We start from the raw sequence: 18,770 nt of genomic DNA, 5'->3' as shown, positions 1-18,770 counted from the left end.
CCTCATTGGAGGAAAGTTCAAGAGGGGTCGGCGGCGCCCGAGGGGTACGCGGTCTTCTTCACGTGCGGTACCTGCTTCAGCACGATGCCGAAGTGTGCGGCGTACGCGTCGAGCACGTCGGCGTCCGTGGCGAGTTCGACGGTGTGGCGCCCACCGGCCGTCGTCGTGGTGAGGGTGCGGCCGCTGAGCGTGATCCGGCCGGCCTCGGTGAGCAGCGAGCAGACCAGTGACTGCGTGAAGTGGGAGCGGGGCGAGGTGCGGTGCCACCATGCGCCGGACGTGAAGTCGCCGAGGGCACGCGGGCGCAGGTCCGCCACGTACTGCAGCTTGCCGTCCCTGCTGACGTCCAGATCGCCCTCGGGAGTCTCGGTGATGCGGAAGGTGCCGCCGGGGTCCGACTGGTCACCGCGTTCGCCGAAGACCAGCGGGAAGTGGCTGTGGGTGCCGAAGCCGACGTCCGCGAGCCAGTCGCCCCCGTCGGAGGTACGTACGCGCAACGCCAGATGGTCGTAGGGAATCCCGGGGTGCCCGGAGGCGTCGTACACCCGGGCCTGCATCAGGGTGACCTCGAAGCCGAGGGCGGTGAGCAGCGCCGCGAATGCGCCGTTGAGTTCGTAGCAGAAGCCGCCGCGGCGGGCGCCGACCACCTTCGCGACCAAGGACTCCTCGGTGAGTTCGATGTCCTCGTCGAGGTGGATGGAGAGGTTCTCGAAGGGGACGGCGCGCAGATGCGCGAGATGCAGATCGTGCAGGGCCCGCGTGGTGGGAGCGGCGGGGCGCTCGGCGCCGATGCGGCGCAGGTAGGCATCCGTCTGGTCAAAATCCATGGGCAGATTCTCGCGCGTCGCGCATCATGGGCCTGCCTGTCGCACCGCCGTGATCCTTGGTGGTTCTCGGTGATTGTCGGTGCTGCGGCGCATCCTCTGCTCTCTGCCCCGAAGGAACCATGCCAGCCGAATCCGCTGCTTTCCGTACGGCCGAATCCGCTTCGTCCCGTACGACCGGGCCCGCTTCTTCCTGTACCGCCGCTTCCCGTACCGCCGGGCCCGTTCCCTTCCGTACGGCCGTGTCCGACGACGTACTGGACGACCTGCGGGCGCGCCTGAAGCGCACCCTCTTCACCCAGCCATCCGACTCCACGTACTGGGCGGCGGGCGTCGACCCCGGATACCTGCGCGAACTCGTCGCCTACTGGGCCGACGGCTTCGACTGGCGGGCCGCGGAGAGCGAGCTCAATTCCTTTCCCCAGTACGTCGCCGAAGTCGCCGGACGGCGCGTGCACTTCGTGCATCTGCGGGGCCGGCGCCCGGAAGGCGCGCCCGCGCCGTTGCCGCTGATCCTGAGCCATGGCTGGCCGAGCAGCTTCGCGGAGATGCTGCGGGTCGCCGGACACCTCGCCGACCCCGCCGCGCACGGCGGCGACCCGGCCGACGCCTTCGACGTGGTGATCCCCTCGCTGCCGGGCTTCGTCCACTCCGAGCTGCCGCGCGAGCCGTTCACGCGCCGGGGCGTAGCCGATATCTGGCACGAGCTGATGACCGAGACGCTGGGTTACCCGCGCTTCGGGGCGTTCGGCGGGGACATCGGGGGAGGGGTGACGCAGTGGCTCGGCGCGCTCCATCCGCAGGACGTGGTCGGGGTGCACGTCACCTCCGCGGTGATCACGGAACAGTTCGAGGACGAGCCGCCGACCCCCGAGGAGCAGACGTTCCTCGACGCCCTTGACGCGTACGACGCGGGCGACCAGGGCTACAGCGAGATCATGTGCACCCGCCCGGACACGATCGCCGCGGCCCTGATGGACTCCCCGGCCGGGCTCGTCGCCTGGATCGCCGACAAGTACCGCGACTGGAGCGACTGCGGCGGCGATCTGGAGGCCCGCTGGGACAAGGACACCCTGCTCACGGTCGCGACCCTGTACTGGGCCACCGGCAGCATCGGCTCGTCGTTCCGGCAGTACTACGACTACCCCCGCAACAAGCCGGTGCCGCCCATCACCGTCCCCGGCGCCGTCACCCTCAGCAATGAACCGGCGTTCGCGGGCTATCCGAGGAGCCTGGCCGAGCGCACCTTCACCGACCTGCGCCACTGGAGCACGCCGCAGCGGGGCGGGCACTTCATGGCGCACGAGGAACCCGAGCAGGTGGCGCGGGAGCTGCGGGAGTTCTTCCGGCCGCTCAGGGCTCGGGGCTGAGGGGGAAGGGTGACCGCGATTGGTTGTGAGTTAGGTTAGGCTTAGCTAAGTTGATATTGGCTGTGCTGGACCAGGAAGGCGGGGAACGATGCGGGTCCTCTTCGTGTGCGGATGACCGTGACCACGGGGGTGTCCGCGGCCGACGCGGAGCCCCGCCGGCTCGCGGACCCGGCGCCCTGCGTCCGGCGGGTCGCCGCCCGCGTCGCCGAAGCCGACGACGCCGACAACGTTGGCGGTGCCTCCGACGCGGCACGGGCCGTCGCCGTCGTCATCGAGGAGTTCTGGGCGGATGTCGCGCGCCGTGGCACACCCCTGGTCGAGGCCGTCGACGGCGAGCCGGGCCACCGTGACGTGACGTTCCTGTGGCGCGGCCACCGCGCCACCCGGCAGGTCCTGCTGCTCGCCGAGGGCATCGCGGACCGCGCCGACCTCGCGGCATCCCTGCTGGACCCGCTGCCCGGCACCGACATCTGGCACATCACCTACCGGCTACGCGCCGACCACCGCGGCTCGTACCGCATGGCCGCCGACATCTCGCCCGGCGAACCGCCCGCGTCCGCAGCCCTCCGCCGGCAACGGCTGCTCTCCCTGTCCGCGCACGCCGCCCCCGACCCGCTCAACCCCCGCCGGATGCAGGGCCGTTGGTCGGATCGCTCCGCCTCCGTCTACGAGCTCCCGCAAGCCCCCGCGCGGCCGGGGGCAGAGCCGCCCGCCGGAGCGCCGAGGGGAAGGGTCGAGCGGAACCGGCTGCCCGCTGGGGTGCTCGGCGCCGAGCGGGACGTGTGGGCGTACCTCCCTCCTGGCGGCCCGGCGGCCGAACTGCCGGTGCTCGTGCTGTGCGACGGCGACATGTGGTTCGGGCGGCTCGCCCTCCAGGACAGGCTTGACGCCTTGATCGCCGACGGCGCCTTGCCGCCGCTCGCCGTCCTCGCCCCGGACGCCGTCGACAGGGCCACGCGCCGCAGGGAGATGGGCGAGCCTGAGGTGCAGGTGCGGTTCCTCGCCGACGAACTGCTGCCGTGGGCGGCCGGCCGCTGGCCCCTCACCACCGACCCCGCGCGCACGCTCGTCGCGGGCCAGGGCCTCGGCGGACTGGTCTGCCTGTACGCGGGTTTCCTGCGGCCGGAACGCTTCGGCAATGTCCTGGCCCAGTCCGCGCCGCTCACCGGGGACCTCTCCGCGCGGCTGTCCGTGGAACTTTCCCGGCTCGGCTCCCGGCTCGGTTCCCGGCCCGGCGCCGGTGCGTCCCGGCCGCCCGTCGCCGTGCGCCTCGACGTCGGGCTGCGCGAGGCTGAAATTCTTGATCATCACCGCGAGCTGTACGAGACGCTGCACTCGCGCGGCTGCCGGGTGACCTTGAACGAGTACAACGGCGGCCACGACTGGGCCTGTTGGGAAGCCGGCCTCACCGAAGGGCTTGCGGGACTCCCGGGACACTGACCCGCCCGGCCTGGCAGACTGGTCCGCCCGCCCCGTGTCGCTGTTGGGCTGAACGGGTGAGGACGCGTAAGAATGAGCCAGTGCAGATATCGAGTGCGAGCCAGGACGGGGTGGAGCGTTGAACAGCCACGACGTCACCGATGAACAGTGGGAAGGGCTCGCCCAGGTCGTACCGCTGCGCAGCCGCAACGAATGGCCCTCGTGGCCGGGGCACCGCGCGATGCCCGACGCGGAGACCGAGGCGCGGCGGCGTTTTGTGGTGATGCGGGTGAACATCTTCGCGGACGCCCGCGAGGTCGCCGAGACGGTGATGGCGCAGATTCCGGTCCTGCTCGACCTGACCGGCGCCGAGACGGAAGTCGCCAAGCGCGTCCTGGACTTCAGCAGCGGCGTGGTCCTCGGTCTCGGTTGCGGGATGCATCGGGTCGACAAGAACGTCTTCCTGCTCGCCCCTCCCGGCACCGAGGTGCAGGGCCTTGTCGCGGCGGCCCAGTCGTAGGGGGCGCGCCTGCGCCCGGGCGGCCTGACGCCGCCTGTACTTGGGCGGCCTGAATCCGGGTCGCCCGAATCCGGGCGGCCTGCATCCGGTGCGCCTGTGGCCGGGCAGCCTGAATCCGGGCCGCCTGTGACCGGGCAGCCTGAATCCGGGCCGCCTGTGACCGGGCGGTCTGAATCCGGGCGGCCTGAACTCCTCTGGCCGCCTGAGTTCGGGCCGTCTCAACCCTGAGACGGCCGACCCTGAGACGGCCGACCCCGAGACGGCCGACCCCGAGCCGACCAACCCCGAGACGGCCGACCCCAGGTCGACCAACCCCGGGTCGACAAACCCCGAGCCGCCCGAGCCCGAGCGTCCCTCGCCCAGGCGCCACTCGCCTGGGCATCCCTCGCCCAGCCATCCCCGCCCGAATCCCTCATTCGTAGGAAGGTCATCGGGGCAAAACGGTTCGGCAGAACCATTGCCGCCTAGCGTCCGGGCATGACAGTGCACCTGCCGGAGCCGGACGCAGAGCCGCCGTCGGGTGGTCCGGCCCGGAGTCGCGTCACCGAACTGCGGCTCTCGGCTTTCGCCTCGCACCGGGGCGCCGTGATCCCCCTCGGCCCGCTGACCGTCGTCGCGGGGCCGAGCGGCAGCGGCAAGTCCACCGCGCTCGCCGCCTATGGGGCGTTGGCCCGGCTCGGCGCGGGCGAGGAACTCATCGACGTCTTCGCCGATCCCGTGGCCTGCGTGCCCGATCGCGCACGGGGCGACGGGCAGCACCGGCGGGGTTTCCGGATCGGCTGCACGGTCGACGGTCCCGTCGGAGCGGTGCGGCTCGACGTCGCCGTACAGGCCGAGCCCGAACTGCGCGTCGTGGGCGAGCGGCTGACCAGAGGCGGGCTCGTCCTCCTTGAGACGGCCCTGCGAGATCCGGGGCGGCGCGCGGTGCAGGCGGCCTGGCACACGGCCGGTGCGTCGCCGGTGACGCGCGCCCCGCTGCCGGACGACCGGCTCGGCACGGCGCTCCTTCCGCTGCGGGTGGCCGGCAAGACAGAGGGGCAGCGGCTGGTGCTCGCGGCGGCCGAGCAGGTGGTGATCGCGCTGCGCTCGGTCTTCCCGTGCGCTCCCCGGCCCGGAGCCATGCGGCTGCCCGTGCCTCCCGGACTGCTCGGCGCGGGCCGCCTGTCGAGCGGCTGCGGCAACCTCGCCGAAGTCCTTCTCCGTACGCGGGAGGAGTGCGGCAACCGTCACGCGCGCTTGGTGGCGGCGGTGCGGGCGGGGTGCGCGGGCCCGGTCGCCGACGTGTTCGCCGAGGTGGCCGACGACGGGTCGGTCCAGGCCCTCATCGACCGGGGTGGGGGCATCAGATCACCCGTCGGACGGCTCGGGGACGGCGAGCTGAGGTATCTGGCGCTCGCCCTGGTGCTGCTCACCGGGCCCGGAGTCCTCGCGGTGGACCCGGCGAGCGAGGTGCCGTCGGCGTACCAGAACCTCACCGTGCTCGCTGACGGCCTCGACCACTTCCTGGACCTGCGGCAGAAGCGCGCACTCGCCGACCTCGCGGTACGCACCTGCGAGCGCGGGCACATCCGCCTCGTCGGGACGGTGAACGACGCGTCATGGGCCGCAGGAGCGGACGGGGCCGCGGTGGTAGACCTGGTTCCGTGACTGAACTTGATGTAGCGGGATTGCAGCGCCGGCTCGCCGACTTCGCGGCGCGGCGGGACTGGGAGCAGTACCACACGCCCAAGAACCTGGCCGCCGCGCTCAGCGTGGAGGCATCCGAACTGGTCGAGATCTTCCAGTGGTTGACGCCCGACGAGTCGGCGCGGGTGATGGACAACCCGGACTCGGCGCACCGGGTGACGGACGAGGTCGCCGATGTGCTCGCCTATCTCCTGCAATTCTGCGAGGTGCTCGGCATCGACGCGCTGGCGGCGCTCGCCGCGAAGATCGACCGGAATGAACTGCGCTTTCCGGCGAAGTGAGTTCGTGAATCCGCCGCCCCCTCCGCACGCCCAGCTGCCCGCCCCCGCCGGCCGCCGTTCATCGATCCACAACTCCGCATCTCGTCACTCTCCGGAGTGGACAAGTTATCCACACTCGACAACTTGTCCACAGATTTCCGTCTTGCTCTGGCTTTTCGTCCCGGTGGCCCTCACTGTGGGTAGTGAACAGAGGAGTTGAGGCGAGCGTGCGGCGGTTGCGCACGGGACGGGTGGGGGTGCTCATGGAGGCGATGCGGCTCATCGAGGCGAGCAGACGCGCTCTGGCGCGGAGCCAGGAGTCGTCGGACATCGTGACCGAGGTGTGGCAGTCCCAGACGCTCGCGCAGGCGATCGGCAGCCGACTCGCGATCGCGGGGCCGCCGGAGTTACGGGACGAGGCACTCGGCCTGAGCGAAGTAGGCGGCCGGGGTTACGGCATCCTCGACGGCCCTGCCCTCGGCGCCGAGGGCATACGGGCGGCCCGGCTCACGGGCATCACCCATGCGTACGACGTTCTGCGGGCACTCGACGAACTGCTCGGCGAGGTGGGCATCGCACTGGTCGGCGTGGCCATGGGCGCGGACGGCGAGGGGGCGTACTGGCAGTGCATGGAAGCGATCGACGCCGCCGACGAGTCGAGGGATCGCGTGCTCGAGATGCTGCGCAGACTCGCGGTGCGCGAACAGCGCCTGCCCGAAGCCGACTCGACGGCGGGGTCGCCATGAACCGGCACTGTCACACGGGCCGAGGGAGGCCGGGTGGTACGGGCCCGAGGCGAGCGACGGCGCCTTCAGAAGCGGGTGGACTCATCGTCGACGGGAGGGCGAGGGGCAGGGGGCGCGGTGTCGCCTGCCGACGCGGACTGCTGCAGATCCGCGTCGAGCTGCGTCAGATCCGCGTTGAGGGCGGCCATCAGCTCATCCATCTGCTGGAGCAGGCCCTTGGGTGGGCCCTGTTGCGAGGCGGTCAGCTCGTGCGCGCCCTCCTGCTCGGGTACGGATTCCTGCGACATGACGGCCTCCTCGGCCCTCGCCCTCAAGGTGGTGGAGGGCAACTGATGCGAGCGGCGCACCAGCAGCGGCCGCCGGCGCGGGTGCCGGGCGGTCCGGCTCCGCCCGAGCCAACGACCACCCGCGGCGACGGGTCACTGGGGCGGAGCCGTACCGGATGCAGGGTTGACGGAATTTCACCCGGCCGGGGGCCGGCTCTGTCGCGGCTGGTCCTGACGCGGCCGATTCCGCCCCGACCGATTCTGTCGCGGCCGGTCCTAACGCGGCAGGTCCTGCCGCCGTATCCGCCCCGCCCCATTCCGGCGTGGCCGGTCCTGACACGGCCGATCCCGCCCCGCCCCATTCCGCCCCGCCCCATTCCGCCCCGCCCCATTCCACCCCGGCCGATTCCGCCCCGGTCCCTTCCGTCGCGGCCGGCCCCGCCCCGGTCAGCTCAGCTGGGGCATGACCTGCGAGGAGATGAGTTCCAGGTGGTCCAGGTCGTCCAGGTCGAGGATCTGGAGATACATGCGCTGCGAGCCCACGGACTGATAGGCGGCGATCCGCTCGACGACCTCCGCCGGGGAGCCGGCGAGACCGTTCGCCTTCAGGTCCTCCACCTCGCGGCCGATCGAATTGGCGCGCCGCCTCACCTCCGCGTCCGTCTTGCCGACGCATGCGACAAGGGCGTTGGAGTAGGTGAGGTCGTCGGCCTTGCGACCGACCTCCTCGGCGGCGGCACGCACCCGCTTGAACTGCTGCTCGGTATCGGAAAGAGAGGCGAAGGGAATGTTGAACTCGCTCGCGTAGCGGGCCGCGAGAGCGGGCGTCCGCTTGGCGCCGTGACCGCCGATGAGGACGGGCACCTTGGACTGCGCCGGCTTGGGAAGGGCAGGGGAATCGGTGAGCTGGTAGTAAGTGCCGTCGTAGGAGAAGTGCTCGCCCACCGGGGTCTCCCACAGGCCCGTGATAATCGCGAGTTGCTCCTCCAGGCGCCCGAACTTCTCCTTCGGGAAGGGGATTCCGTACGCGGAGTGCTCCGCCTCGTACCACCCCGAGCCGAGACCGAGCTCGATGCGGCCGCCCGACATCTGGTCGACCTGCGCGACCTGGATGGCGAGGACGCCCGGCAGCCGGAACGTACCCGCGGTCATCAGCGTGCCGAGCCGGATCCGCCGGGTCTCGCGGGCAAGTCCCGCCAGGGTGATCCAGGCATCCGTGGGGCCGGGAAGGCCGTCGGAGGCGCCCATCACGAGATAGTGGTCGGAGCGGAAGAAGGCGCTGTAGCCGAGGTCCTCGGTGGCCTTGGCGACACGGAGAAGCGTCTCGTAGGTCGCGCCCTGCTGCGGTTCGGTGAAGATTCGAAGGTCCATACAGCTATCTTGCCCGGACGCCGGAGCCAGTTTCAGTGCCGCGCCGTTGCCGGGAGGTTAGGCTTCGGCACTGGCTGTCCGGGCAAGGGGCCCGGAGATGGTGCGGGGGTGTGGGTCGAGATGGTCGCTGGCAGAGTTGTCCGGTTCGACGGCGCGCGGGGCTACGGCTTCATCGCCCCGGAACACGGCGGGGAAGACGTGTTCCTGCACGCCAATGATCTGCTGATCCCGGAGCCGTTGGTGCACACGGGGACGCAGGTCGAGTTCGAGATCGAGGAGGGCGAGCGCGGGCCCAAGGCGTCCTCCGTGCGTCTTCCCAAGGGGGCCAAGACGCCGATGGCGGCCCCGTACACGAGCAGGGCACAGGTGCCTCCGTCGATCCAGGCGGCCGCCGTGGGGTTCGACGACGGCGAGGAGCCGACCTGTGACGTGCTCAGCGTCGCGGAGTACTCGTTCGAGCTGACCGAGCTGCTGCTCAGCACCGCTCCGTGGATGACCGGCGAGCAGATCAAGCAGCTTCGCGAGCAATTGGTGCAGCACGGCAAGAGCCACGGCTGGGCGGAAGGCTGAGGCGCAGGCCTGGGCCGGGGGCCGGGGAGGACCAGGGGAGCAAAAACCCCTGAGTGTGCCAGAGGTGTTCGCTGTACGGTCGAGAGGCGCGCTGGAGCCGCAGCCGTAAGTTTCCGCAGTTCAGATTGCGTTTCGAGGCAAAACCGTGTTCCTGACGATCAGTACCTCCGGTACCCCTGAGAACCCCGCGACCGACCTCGGGTTCCTGCTGCACAAGCATCCCGGCAAAACGCAGCGGTTCTCCACTTCGTACGGCACCGCGCATGTCCTGTACCCCGAAGCGACCGAGGAGCGTTGCACCGCCGCGCTGCTGCTGGAGGTGGACCCCGTGACGCTGGTGCGGCGGGGGAAGGGCAAGGGGCGGGGAGGTGCGCCCGACGCGGCGCTCGCCCAGTACGTGAACGACCGGCCCTATGCAGCTTCGTCGCTGCTCGCCGTGGCGTTGAGCGCGGTGTTCTCCAGTGCCATGCGCGGTATGTGCAAGGCACGGCCCGAGCGGGCCGGGCAGCCGCTGCCGCTGCGGATCGAGGTGCCCGCGCTGCCCGCACGCGGCGGCGCGGAGCTGGTGCACAAGCTGTTCGAGCCGCTGGGCTGGACGGTCACGGTGACGCGGATTCCGCTGGACGAGCAGTTCCCGGAGTGGGGCGACTCGCGGTACGTCCGTCTCGTGCTCGAAGTGCCGGACGGGAAGCTGACCCTGAGCGAGGCGCTTCGGCACCTTTATGTCCTGCTCCCCGTACTAGACGACGCCAAGCACTACTGGGTCTCGCCGGACGAGGTCGACAAGCTGCTGCGCGCCGGTGAGGGCTGGCTCGCGGACCACCCGGAACAGAAGGTCATCACCAGCCGCTATCTGTCACGGCGCTGGTCGCTGACCAGGGAGGCGATGGAGCGGCTCGAACTGGTGCGGCTCGCCGACGCCGACGACACGGACATCGACGACCTCGACAACGCGGTCGACGAGGAGAGCGACACCGAGGAAAAGCCCGTGCCGCTCGCCGTTCTGCGGCGCGAGGCGATCCTGGCCGCGCTGACCGCCGCCGGCGCCGGGCGGGTCCTTGACCTCGGCTGCGGGCAGGGCCAGTTGGTGCAGGCGCTGCTCAAGGACACGCGGTTCACCGAGATAGCCGGCGTCGACGTGTCGATGCGTGCGCTGACCATCGCCTCGCGGCGGCTGAAGCTCGACCGCATGGGCGAGCGCCAGGCCGGACGCGTCAAGCTCTTCCAGGGCTCGCTCGCGTACACCGACAAGCGGCTCAAGGGGTACGACGCCGCCGTGCTCAGCGAGGTCATCGAGCACCTCGACGAGGAGCGCCTGCCCGCTTTGGAGTACGCGGTGTTCGGTTCCGCGCGCCCGCGCACGGTGCTCGTGACGACGCCGAACGTCGAGTACAACGTCCGCTGGGAAACACTCCCCGCGGGGCACGTCCGGCACGGCGACCACCGGTTCGAGTGGACGCGGGAGGAGTTCCGCGGCTGGGCCCGCCAGGTCGCCGAACGGCACGGCTACGAAGTGGACTTCGTGCCCGTCGGCGACGACGACCCCGAGGTGGGGCCGCCGACCCAGATGGCCGTGTTCACGCAGGGCGACAAGACGGATAAGAGCGACAAGAGCAACAACAAGAGCGACAAGATCGACGCGAACGACAAGAACGTGAAGGAGGTGCGGGCAGCGTGATCAAGGAGACCGGCACCAGTACCGAAGCCACTCCCCCGGGGCGTGTGCTGCCCGTCACCGACCTCTCCCTCGTGGTCCTCGTCGGCGCCACAGGCTCCGGCAAGTCCACCTTCGGGCGCAAGCACTTCAAGCCCACCGAGGTGCTCTCCAGCGACTTCTGCCGCGGCCTGGTCGCCGACGACGAGAACGACCAGGGCGCGAGCCGTGACGCCTTCGACGTGCTGCACTACATCGCGGGCAAGCGTCTCGCCGCGGGCCGCCGCACCGTCGTCGACGCGACCAACGTGCAGAGCGAGAGCCGCAAGCAGCTGATCCAGCTGGCCAGGGAGCACGACGTGCTGCCCATCGCCATCGTCCTGGACGTGCCCGAAGAGGTCTGCGCCGCGCGCAACGCCGAGCGCGCCGACCGGGCCGGCATGCCGCGCCGCGTCATCCAGCGCCACCAGCGCGAACTGCGCCGCTCCCTGAAGCACCTGGAGCGCGAGGGGTTCAGAAAGGTCCACGTCCTGCGGGGTGTGGAGGAGATCGACGCCGCCACCATCGTCACCGAGAAGCGCTATAACGACCTTTCCCACCTCACCGGCCCCTTCGACATCATCGGCGACATCCACGGCTGTGCCTCCGAGCTGGAGACCCTGCTCGGCAAGCTCGGTTACGCCGACGGCGCGCACCCCGAGGGCCGTACGGCCGTCTTCGTGGGCGACCTCGTCGACCGCGGCCCGGACTCGCCGGGCGTGCTGCGCCGCGTGATGTCGATGGTCGCCGCCGGCAACGCCATCTGCGTACCGGGCAACCACGAGAACAAGCTCGGCCGCTACCTCAAGGGCCGCAAGGTCCAGCACACCCACGGGCTCGCCGAGACCATCGAGCAGCTGGAAGCGGAGAGCGAGGAGTTCCGGGCGGGCGTGCGGGAGTTCGTGGACGGACTCGTCTCGCACTACGTCCTGGACGGCGGCAAGCTCGTCGTCTGCCACGCGGGTCTGCCCGAGAAGTACCACGGGCGTACGTCGGGCCGGGTGCGTTCGCACGCGCTCTACGGCGACACGACCGGCGAGACCGACGAGTTCGGCCTGCCCGTGCGCTACCCGTGGGCGGAGGACTACCGCGGCAGCGCCGCCGTGGTCTACGGCCACACCCCCGTGCCGACCGCGACCTGGCTCAACAACACCATCTGCCTGGACACCGGGGCCGTGTTCGGCGGCAAGCTCACCGCGCTGCGCTGGCCGGAGCGGGAGCTCGTCGACGTACCGGCGGAGCAGGTCTGGTACGAACCGGCCAAGCCGCTCGGCACCGAGGCCCCGGGCGGCCACGACGGGCGTCCGCTCGACCTGAACGACGTGCACGGCCGCCGGGTCGTGGAGACCGGGCAGGCAGGACGCGTCACCGTCCGCGAGGAGAACGCGGCGGCGGCCCTGGAGGTCATGAGCCGCTTCGCCGTGGACCCGCGGCTCCTGCCCTACCTCCCGCCGACGATGGCCCCGACCGCGACATCGCGGCGCGAGGGCTTCCTTGAGCACCCGGCCGAGGCCTTCGCTTCGTACGCGCAGGACGGCGTCGCCCGGGTCGTGTGCGAGGAGAAGCACATGGGCTCGCGCGCCGTGGCCCTGGTGTGCCGCGACGCGGACGTGGCTCGCGAGCGCTTCGGCGTGGACGGGCCGACCGGCTCACTCTGCACCCGCACGGGACGTCCCTTCTTCGATGACCCCGAAGTCACCGAGGAGATACTCGGCCGGGTGCGCACCGCCGTCACCGAAGCGGGCCTGTGGCAGGAGCTCGACACGGACTGGCTGCTGCTCGACGCGGAGTTGATGCCCTGGTCGCTCAAGGCGTCCGGCCTGCTCCGCACGCAGTACGCGGCCGTGGGCGCCGCGTCCGCGGCCGTCTTCCCCGACGCGATAGCCGCCCTGGAAGCGGCGACGGCGCGCGGCGTGGACACCGGCGAGCTCCTGGCCAAGCAGCGCGAACGAGCCGTGGACGCGGCGGCGTTCACGGAGGCCTACCGCCGTTACTGCTGGCCGACCGAAGGGCTGGAGGGCGTGCGTCTCGCGCCGTTCCAGATCCTGGCCGTCCGGGGGCGCAGCCTCGCCGCGCTGCCGCACGACGAACAGCTCGCCCTGATCGACCGCATGGTGGAGCACGACGGCACCGGCCTGCTTCAGACCACCCGGCGGCTCTATGTCGACACCGGCGACGAGGCCTCGGTCCAGGCGGGCATCGACTGGTGGCTGGAGATGACGAGCCGCGGCGGCGAGGGCATGGTCGTCAAGCCGGTCGAGGCGCTGGTCAGGGACGGCAAGGGGCGGATCGTGCAGCCCGGCATCAAGTGCCGCGGACGCGAGTACCTCCGGATCATCTACGGCCCGGAGTACACCCGCCCCGACCACCTCGACAAGCTGCGCGACCGATTCCTCGGCCACAAGCGCTCGCTGGCGATCCGTGAGTACGCGCTCGGACTCGAAGCCCTCGACCGCCTCGCGGCGGGCGAGCCGCTCTGGCGGGTGCACGAGGCGGTGTTCGCGGTACTCGCCCTGGAGTCCGAGCCGGTGGACCCGCGGCTTTAGCCAACAACGGGCAACTGCCGCCCGGCCGGGGAAAGATGGGCCTCATGGGATTCCATGTCGACTCCGAGGCCGGGCGGCTGCGCCGCGTGATCCTGCACCGCCCTGATCTGGAGCTCAAGCGGCTCACCCCGACCAACAAGGACGCGTTGCTCTTCGACGACGTCCTGTGGGTCCGCAGGGCTCGCCAGGAACACGACGGATTCGCCGACGTGCTGCGCGACCGCGGGGTGGCCGTCCACCTCTTCGGCGACCTGCTGACCGAGACCCTGGACGTGCCAGGCGCGCGCCTGCTCGTCCTCGACCGCGTCTTCGACGAGAAGGAGTACGGGCCGCTGGCGACGGACCATCTGCGGGCCGCGTTCGAGACACTGCCCGCCGCGGAACTCGCCGAGGCGCTGATCGGCGGGATGACGAAACGGGAGTTCCTGGAGAGACACCCGGAGCCGACGTCCGTGCGCTTCCACTGCATGGACCTCGACGACTTCCTGCTCGGCCCGCTGCCCAACCACCTCTTCACGCGCGACACCTCGGCCTGGATATACGACGGCGTCTCCATCAACGCCATGCGCTGGCCCGCCCGGCAGCGCGAGACCGTGCACTTCGAGGCGATCTACCAGCACCACCCGCTCTTCCGGGCCGAGGAATTCCACATGTGGTCACAGGGGCAGTCGGACTACCCCTCCACCATCGAGGGCGGCGACGTCCTGGTGATCGGCCGGGGCGCGGTCCTGATCGGCATGAGCGAGCGCACCACGCCGCAGGCCGTCGAGATGCTCGCGCACAAGCTCTTCGCCGCGGGCTCGGCGCAGACGATCGTGGCCCTGGACATGCCGAAGAGGCGTGCCTTCATGCACCTTGACACGGTGATGACGATGGTCGACGGCGACACCTTCACGCAGTACGCGGGCCTCGGCATGCTCCGCTCGTACACCATCGAGCCGGGCGTCGACGGCCGGGAGCTGAAGGTCACCGACCATCCGCCGGAGCACATGCACCGGGCGATAGCCGCGGCCCTGGGCCTGAGCGGCATCCGGGTCCTCACGGCCACCCAGGACGTGCACGCGGCGGCGCGCGAGCAGTGGGACGACGGATGCAACGTCCTCGCGGTCGAGCCGGGGGTGGTCGTGGCGTACGAGAGGAACTCGACGACGAACACGCATCTGCGCAAGGAGGGCATCGAGGTGATCGAGATCCTGGGGAGCGAGCTGGGGCGCGGCCGGGGCGGCCCGCGGTGCATGAGCTGCCCGGTGCAGCGGGATCCCGTCGACTGAGCCGGTAGGCGGTCGGGCGGGTGCGGGGCGGCGCACTGCCCGCGCGAGTACAGGGTCTGTATAGAAATGTGGAGCATCGTATAGACTTCCAGTACCCTCGTACGCGTACCCCTGGAGCGCCATCATGGCCATCGACCTCACCGGCCGCCACTTCCTCAAGGAGCTGGACTTCACCGCCGAGGAGTTCCGCGGCCTGATCGATCTTGCCGCCGAGCTGAAGGCGGCCAAGAAGGCGGGGACCGAGACGCAGCGGCTGCGCGGCAAGAACATCGCGCTGATCTTCGAGAAGGCCTCCACGCGGACGCGCTGCTCCTTCGAGGTCGCGGCCGCCGACCAGGGCGCGTCCACGACCTACATAGACCCGGCCGGGTCCCACATCGGCAGCAAGGAGTCCGCGAAGGACACCGCCCGGGTCCTCGGCCGGATGTTCGACGCCATCCAGCTCCGCGGCGACGCCCAGGCGATCGTCGAGGAGCTCGGTGCCTACGCGGGCGTGCCCGTCTACAACGGCCTGACCGACGACTGGCACCCCACCCAGATGCTCGCCGACGTGCTCACGATGACCGAGCACAGCGCCAAGCCCCTCACCGACATCGCCTTCGCCTACCTCGGTGACGCCCGTTTCAACATGGGCAACTCGTACCTGATCACGGCCGCCCTGCTCGGCATGGACGTACGCATCGTCGCGCCCAAGGCCTACTGGCCCGCCGATGAGATCGTCGCCCGGGCGCGCGAGCTCGCCGAGACCAGCGGTGCCAGGATCACGCTGAGCGAGGACATCGCCGGAGGTGTCGCGGGCGCCGACTTCGTCGTGACCGACGTCTGGGTCTCCATGGGCGAGCCCAAGGAGATCTGGGCCGAGCGCATCGAGGCCCTCGCGCCGTACGCGGTGACCATGGACGTCCTGCGCGCCACGGGCAACGCCGACGTGAAGTTCCTGCACTGCCTCCCGGCCTTCCACGACCTCGGCACGCAGGTCGGCCGCGAGATCCACGCCCAGTACGGTCTAAGCTCTCTCGAGGTCACCGACGAGGTCTTCGAGTCGGCGCACTCCGTCGTCTTCGACGAGGCCGAGAACCGCCTGCACACCATCAAGGCGGTTCTCGTCGCCACGCTCGCCTGAACGCGTTACCGCACGCTCACACGGGTGGGGCCGGGGAACACCTTCCCCCGGCCCCGCTTTTTTGCGGCACACCCCGCCGCGCCAAGCACCACCGAAATGAGAACCACCGCATGCGCTCGACCGGTCCGGCAGGACTCCGCATCAAGTCCCCCGAACTCCTCGTCGCCGAATCGGGCGCCGATCTCGAAGGCCATGGCCTCAAACGCACCATGGGCCTGTTCCAGCTGGTGTGCTTCGGCGTCGGCGCGATCGTCGGCACCGGCATCTTCGTCGGCCTTTCCGACAGCGTCGCCGAGGCGGGCCCCGCGGTCGCCGTCTCGTACTTCCTGGCCGCCGTCACCTGCATCTTCACCGCCTTCTCGTTCGCCGAGCTGGGCGGCGCGATCCCGGTCTCCGGCAGCTCGTACTCCTTCGCGTACGCCTCGCTCGGCGAGCGCACCGCGTTCCTCGTCGGATGGTGCCTGCTCCTGGAGTACGGCGTCTCCGTGTCCGCCGTGGCGGTCGGCTGGAGCCAGTACCTGAACGAACTGCTCGACAGCCTCACCGGCCTGCGGCTGCCCGACGCGCTCTCCTCGGGACCCGGCGAGGGCGGCGTCGTGAACCTGCCCGCCGTGATCGTGATCCTGCTCGCCGCGGTGCTGCTCGTACGCGGCATCCGCGAGAGCGCGCGGGCGACCGCCGCGATGGCCGTGCTCAAGATCGGCATCCTGCTGCTCTTCCTCGCGATCGCGTTCACCGCGTTCGAGGCCGGCAACCTCACGCCCTTCGCGGGCGCCGGGGCCTCCGGCATCACCGCGGGCGCCTCGCTCGCCTTCTTCTCCTTCATCGGCTTCGACGCGATCACCACCGCAGGCGAAGAGGTCAAGAACCCGCGGCGCAACATCCCGATCGCCATCCTGGTCTGCATCGGCGTCGTCACGCTGCTCTACGTCTCCGTCGCCCTCGGGGCGATCGGTGCCCTCGGCGCGGACGCGGTCGCCGACAAGCCCGCCGCGCTCTCGCTGGTCGTCGACCAGGTCACCGACTCGGCGGTCGGCGGCGGCATCATCGCCTTCGGCGCGGTCGTGGCCATCGCGTCCGTCGTGCTCGCCGTGATGTACGGGCAGACCCGCATCCTGATGTCGATGTCCCGCGACGGGCTCATCCCGCGCGTCTTCGAGCGCGTCTCGCCGAAGACCTCGACGCCGGTCGCCAACACCTGGATCGTCGCGGCCGTCTTCGCCGTCCCCGCCGCCTTCTCGTCGCTCGACGCGGTGGTCAATCTGACGACGATCGGCACGCTGGGGATCATGGTCGTGGTGAACGTCGCGGTGCTCGCCCTGCGCCGCTCGGCGCCGGAGCTGAAGCGCACCTTCCGGGTGCCGCTGTACCCCGTGAGCCCGATCCTGGGCGTGGGCTTCTGCCTCTATCTGATCTGGGGCACGGGCTGGACGACGTGGGTGCAGTTCGCCGTGTTCCTCGTCGTGGGCAGCTTGGTGTACGCGCTGTACGGGCGCCGTCACTCACGCCTCGGCCAGAAGTCCGAAGCCGAAGCCGAAACCGGGGCAGGGGCCGGGGCCTGAAAGGACGCGTCTACGCCGCGGGGAGCGTGAACCAGACCGCCTTGCCGGAGTCGGTGGGGCGGTGCCCGCAGGACGAGCTGAGGGTGCGGATCAGGAGCAGGCCGCGCCCGTGCTCCTGCCAGGGGTCCGGCTCGCACATCGGGCCGGGATCGCTGAGATTGCCGGGCGGCAGCGGGTTCGAGTCGTGGACCTCCACCTGGCAGCCGGTCGGCAGGAGCTCTATGACGAGCTCTATCGGGTTCTGCCCCGAGGTGTGCTCCACCGCGTTCGCCACCAGCTCGGCCGTGAGCAGCTCGGCGGTGTCGCTGTCGGCGCGCGACTCGATCTCCGTGAGCGCGGTACGCACCAGCGCACGGGCGATCGGGACTGCCGCGGCGGTGTGCGGCAGCGCGATGCGCCACGAGGCGGGAGCGGGAGGTTCGGGCAAGGCGGGTCCGTTCAGGGCAGCAGGAGGTCCTGCTTTCAACCGTACGAATCTTAAGCGCTATGTCGACAGGGTCGACGGTCGGGCGATACCGGGACGTCCGGCCCCCGGGCGGCGTGGGTGACAAGACGCGCATAACGGGATTTCGGTTCTCCCCCCGGGGCTCTCTACCCACAGGGTTTATCGCGTACTCGTGACGACAGTCACGTACGAGTGATAACTTCGAGGGGCAGCAACAACTCCGGTACGCAGACCGCCGCCGCCCCTACCAAGGAGGCCGCACGTCGCCATGAGTCCCTTCACCGGCTCCGCCCCCCGCACCCCCGACTGGCAGCACATCCGCGTCGCGGTGGAGGAGGGGGTAGCCACGGTCACCCTCGATCGCCCCGACAAGCTGAACGCGCTCACCTTCGGGGCCTACGCCGATCTGCGCGACCTCCTGGCCGAGCTCTCCCGCGACAAATCCGTACGCGCCCTGGTGCTCGGGGGAGAGGGGCGCGGCTTCTGCTCGGGCGGTGACGTCGACGAGATCATCGGCGCGACCCTCGGCATGGACACCGCGCAGCTGCTCGACTTCAACCGCATGACGGGCCAGGTGGTACGGGCCGTCCGGGAGTGCCCCTTCCCGGTGATCGCCGCGGTGCACGGGGTGGCCGCGGGCGCCGGCGCGGTGCTCGCCCTGGCCGCTGACTTCCGGGTGGCGGACCCCTCGGCGCGGTTCTCCTTCCTCTTCACGCGGGTCGGCCTGTCGGGCGGCGACATGGGCGCCGCGTACCTCCTGCCCCGCGTCGTCGGCCTCGGCCACGCCACCCGCATCCTGATGCTCGGCGACCCGGTCCGCGCCCCCGAGGCCGAACGGATCGGCCTGATCAGCGAGCTGACGGACGAGGGCAGGGCAGCCGAGGCCGCACAGGCCCTGGCGCGCCGCCTCGCCGACGGACCCGCCCTCGCGTACGCGCAGACCAAGGCGCTGCTGACCTCCGAACTGGACATGCCGCTCGCCGCCGCCGTGGAACTGGACGCGGCGACGCAGGCCCTCCTGATGACCGGCGAGGACTACAAGGAATTCCACGCGGCCTTCACGGACAAGCGCCCGCCCAAGTGGCAGGGGCGCTGACG

At 70.6% G+C, this 18,770-nt stretch carries 17 protein-coding genes; 13 read left to right on the top strand and 4 right to left on the bottom strand.

The window, feature by feature from the left end; translation table 11 throughout:
* Nucleotides 1-17 precede the first annotated feature (17 nt).
* The gene (locus IE226_RS18675) at nucleotides 18-827 is read right to left on the bottom strand and encodes an arylamine N-acetyltransferase family protein (RefSeq protein WP_190082404.1); all 810 of its coding nucleotides are present in this window, start codon (nucleotides 825-827) and stop codon (nucleotides 18-20) included.
* A 119-nt stretch (nucleotides 828-946) separates the two neighbouring features.
* Between IE226_RS18675 and IE226_RS18670 the strand changes: the two genes are divergently transcribed.
* The 6 genes from IE226_RS18670 (at nucleotide 947) to IE226_RS18645 (ending at nucleotide 6,825) form a co-directional block, all read left to right on the top strand.
* On the top strand, nucleotides 947-2,194 hold the full coding sequence (locus tag IE226_RS18670) for an epoxide hydrolase family protein (protein WP_190082403.1): 1,248 nt from the start codon (nucleotides 947-949) through the stop codon (nucleotides 2,192-2,194).
* Between the two features lie 111 nt (nucleotides 2,195-2,305).
* The gene (gene fes / locus IE226_RS18665) at nucleotides 2,306-3,634 is read left to right on the top strand and encodes an enterochelin esterase (protein ID WP_190082402.1); all 1,329 of its coding nucleotides are present in this window, start codon (nucleotides 2,306-2,308) and stop codon (nucleotides 3,632-3,634) included.
* Nucleotides 3,635-3,752: 118 nt separating this feature from the next.
* Entirely contained in the window at nucleotides 3,753-4,133 is a 381-nt protein-coding gene (locus IE226_RS18660; RefSeq protein ID WP_160507707.1) for a cell division protein SepF, read from the top strand.
* Nucleotides 4,134-4,610: 477 nt separating this feature from the next.
* Nucleotides 4,611-5,780 carry an AAA family ATPase gene (locus tag IE226_RS18655; protein ID WP_190082401.1) on the top strand — a complete coding sequence of 390 codons (1,170 nt, stop codon included), beginning with the start codon at nucleotides 4,611-4,613 and terminating at the stop codon, nucleotides 5,778-5,780.
* Nucleotides 5,732-6,100: a nucleotide pyrophosphohydrolase gene (locus IE226_RS18650; protein ID WP_190082400.1), complete on the top strand. Its 369-nt coding sequence runs from the start codon at nucleotides 5,732-5,734 to the stop codon at nucleotides 6,098-6,100. Before IE226_RS18655 ends, IE226_RS18650 begins: the two co-directional genes overlap by 49 nt.
* A gap of 242 nt (nucleotides 6,101-6,342) precedes the next feature.
* Nucleotides 6,343-6,825 (top strand): DUF6099 family protein, encoded by a 483-nt coding sequence (locus IE226_RS18645; protein ID WP_190082492.1) that lies wholly within the window; start codon nucleotides 6,343-6,345, stop codon nucleotides 6,823-6,825.
* A gap of 65 nt (nucleotides 6,826-6,890) precedes the next feature.
* Here IE226_RS18645 and IE226_RS18640 read toward each other — a convergent pair whose 3' ends face one another.
* Nucleotides 6,891-7,112, bottom strand: a complete 222-nt coding sequence (locus IE226_RS18640; protein WP_190082399.1) for a hypothetical protein — start codon at nucleotides 7,110-7,112, stop codon at nucleotides 6,891-6,893.
* Nucleotides 7,113-7,538: 426 nt separating this feature from the next.
* Entirely contained in the window at nucleotides 7,539-8,462 is a 924-nt protein-coding gene (locus IE226_RS18635; protein ID WP_190082398.1) for an LLM class F420-dependent oxidoreductase, read from the bottom strand.
* Nucleotides 8,463-8,582: 120 nt separating this feature from the next.
* On the opposite strand from IE226_RS18635, the gene IE226_RS18630 reads away from it, so the two are divergent.
* The 6 genes from IE226_RS18630 (at nucleotide 8,583) to IE226_RS18605 (ending at nucleotide 17,227) form a co-directional block, all read left to right on the top strand.
* A complete protein-coding gene (locus IE226_RS18630; protein WP_190082397.1) occupies nucleotides 8,583-9,032 on the top strand; it encodes a cold-shock protein in 450 nt (149 codons plus the stop codon).
* A gap of 145 nt (nucleotides 9,033-9,177) precedes the next feature.
* Nucleotides 9,178-10,710 (top strand): 3' terminal RNA ribose 2'-O-methyltransferase Hen1, encoded by a 1,533-nt coding sequence (locus IE226_RS18625; protein ID WP_190082396.1) that lies wholly within the window; start codon nucleotides 9,178-9,180, stop codon nucleotides 10,708-10,710.
* On the top strand, nucleotides 10,710-13,271 hold the full coding sequence (locus IE226_RS18620) for a polynucleotide kinase-phosphatase (protein ID WP_190082491.1): 2,562 nt from the start codon (nucleotides 10,710-10,712) through the stop codon (nucleotides 13,269-13,271). The genes IE226_RS18625 and IE226_RS18620 overlap by 1 nt, the downstream gene beginning before the upstream one ends.
* A gap of 44 nt (nucleotides 13,272-13,315) precedes the next feature.
* Nucleotides 13,316-14,542 carry an arginine deiminase gene (locus IE226_RS18615; RefSeq protein ID WP_190082395.1) on the top strand — a complete coding sequence of 409 codons (1,227 nt, stop codon included), beginning with the start codon at nucleotides 13,316-13,318 and terminating at the stop codon, nucleotides 14,540-14,542.
* Between the two features lie 124 nt (nucleotides 14,543-14,666).
* Nucleotides 14,667-15,665, top strand: a complete 999-nt coding sequence (gene argF / locus IE226_RS18610; protein ID WP_190082394.1) for an ornithine carbamoyltransferase — start codon at nucleotides 14,667-14,669, stop codon at nucleotides 15,663-15,665.
* Nucleotides 15,666-15,775: 110 nt separating this feature from the next.
* Nucleotides 15,776-17,227: an amino acid permease gene (locus IE226_RS18605; RefSeq protein WP_190082393.1), complete on the top strand. Its 1,452-nt coding sequence runs from the start codon at nucleotides 15,776-15,778 to the stop codon at nucleotides 17,225-17,227.
* 10 nt (nucleotides 17,228-17,237) lie between these two features.
* Here IE226_RS18605 and IE226_RS18600 read toward each other — a convergent pair whose 3' ends face one another.
* Nucleotides 17,238-17,669: an ATP-binding protein gene (locus IE226_RS18600; RefSeq protein ID WP_190082490.1), complete on the bottom strand. Its 432-nt coding sequence runs from the start codon at nucleotides 17,667-17,669 to the stop codon at nucleotides 17,238-17,240.
* 271 nt (nucleotides 17,670-17,940) lie between these two features.
* Between IE226_RS18600 and IE226_RS18595 the strand changes: the two genes are divergently transcribed.
* On the top strand, nucleotides 17,941-18,768 hold the full coding sequence (locus IE226_RS18595; RefSeq protein WP_190082392.1) for an enoyl-CoA hydratase family protein: 828 nt from the start codon (nucleotides 17,941-17,943) through the stop codon (nucleotides 18,766-18,768).
* Nucleotides 18,769-18,770: the final 2 nt, after the last annotated feature.

The sequence above is a fragment of the Streptomyces longisporoflavus genome (assembly GCF_014649775.1).
GTDB lineage: Bacteria > Actinomycetota > Actinomycetes > Streptomycetales > Streptomycetaceae > Streptomyces > Streptomyces longisporoflavus.
The sequence above is the reverse complement of the archived record's forward strand: the minus strand, read 5'-3'. Positions and strand labels throughout refer to the sequence as shown.

What these genes read in the sequence shown, in the direction of transcription:
- IE226_RS18675 (WP_190082404.1), bottom strand. Translation starts at nt 827, where the DNA reads ATGGATTTTGACCAGACGGATGCCTACCTGCGCCGCATCGGCGCCGAG.
- IE226_RS18670 (WP_190082403.1), top strand. Translation starts at nt 947, where the DNA reads ATGCCAGCCGAATCCGCTGCTTTCCGTACGGCCGAATCCGCTTCGTCC.
- fes (WP_190082402.1), top strand. Translation starts at nt 2,306, where the DNA reads ATGACCGTGACCACGGGGGTGTCCGCGGCCGACGCGGAGCCCCGCCGG.
- IE226_RS18655 (WP_190082401.1), top strand. Translation starts at nt 4,611, where the DNA reads ATGACAGTGCACCTGCCGGAGCCGGACGCAGAGCCGCCGTCGGGTGGT.
- IE226_RS18650 (WP_190082400.1), top strand. Translation starts at nt 5,732, where the DNA reads ATGGGCCGCAGGAGCGGACGGGGCCGCGGTGGTAGACCTGGTTCCGTG.
- IE226_RS18645 (WP_190082492.1), top strand. Translation starts at nt 6,343, where the DNA reads ATGGAGGCGATGCGGCTCATCGAGGCGAGCAGACGCGCTCTGGCGCGG.
- IE226_RS18640 (WP_190082399.1), bottom strand. Translation starts at nt 7,112, where the DNA reads ATGTCGCAGGAATCCGTACCCGAGCAGGAGGGCGCGCACGAGCTGACC.
- IE226_RS18635 (WP_190082398.1), bottom strand. Translation starts at nt 8,462, where the DNA reads ATGGACCTTCGAATCTTCACCGAACCGCAGCAGGGCGCGACCTACGAG.
- IE226_RS18630 (WP_190082397.1), top strand. Translation starts at nt 8,583, where the DNA reads ATGGTCGCTGGCAGAGTTGTCCGGTTCGACGGCGCGCGGGGCTACGGC.
- IE226_RS18615 (WP_190082395.1), top strand. Translation starts at nt 13,316, where the DNA reads ATGGGATTCCATGTCGACTCCGAGGCCGGGCGGCTGCGCCGCGTGATC.
- argF (WP_190082394.1), top strand. Translation starts at nt 14,667, where the DNA reads ATGGCCATCGACCTCACCGGCCGCCACTTCCTCAAGGAGCTGGACTTC.
- IE226_RS18605 (WP_190082393.1), top strand. Translation starts at nt 15,776, where the DNA reads ATGCGCTCGACCGGTCCGGCAGGACTCCGCATCAAGTCCCCCGAACTC.
- IE226_RS18595 (WP_190082392.1), top strand. Translation starts at nt 17,941, where the DNA reads ATGAGTCCCTTCACCGGCTCCGCCCCCCGCACCCCCGACTGGCAGCAC.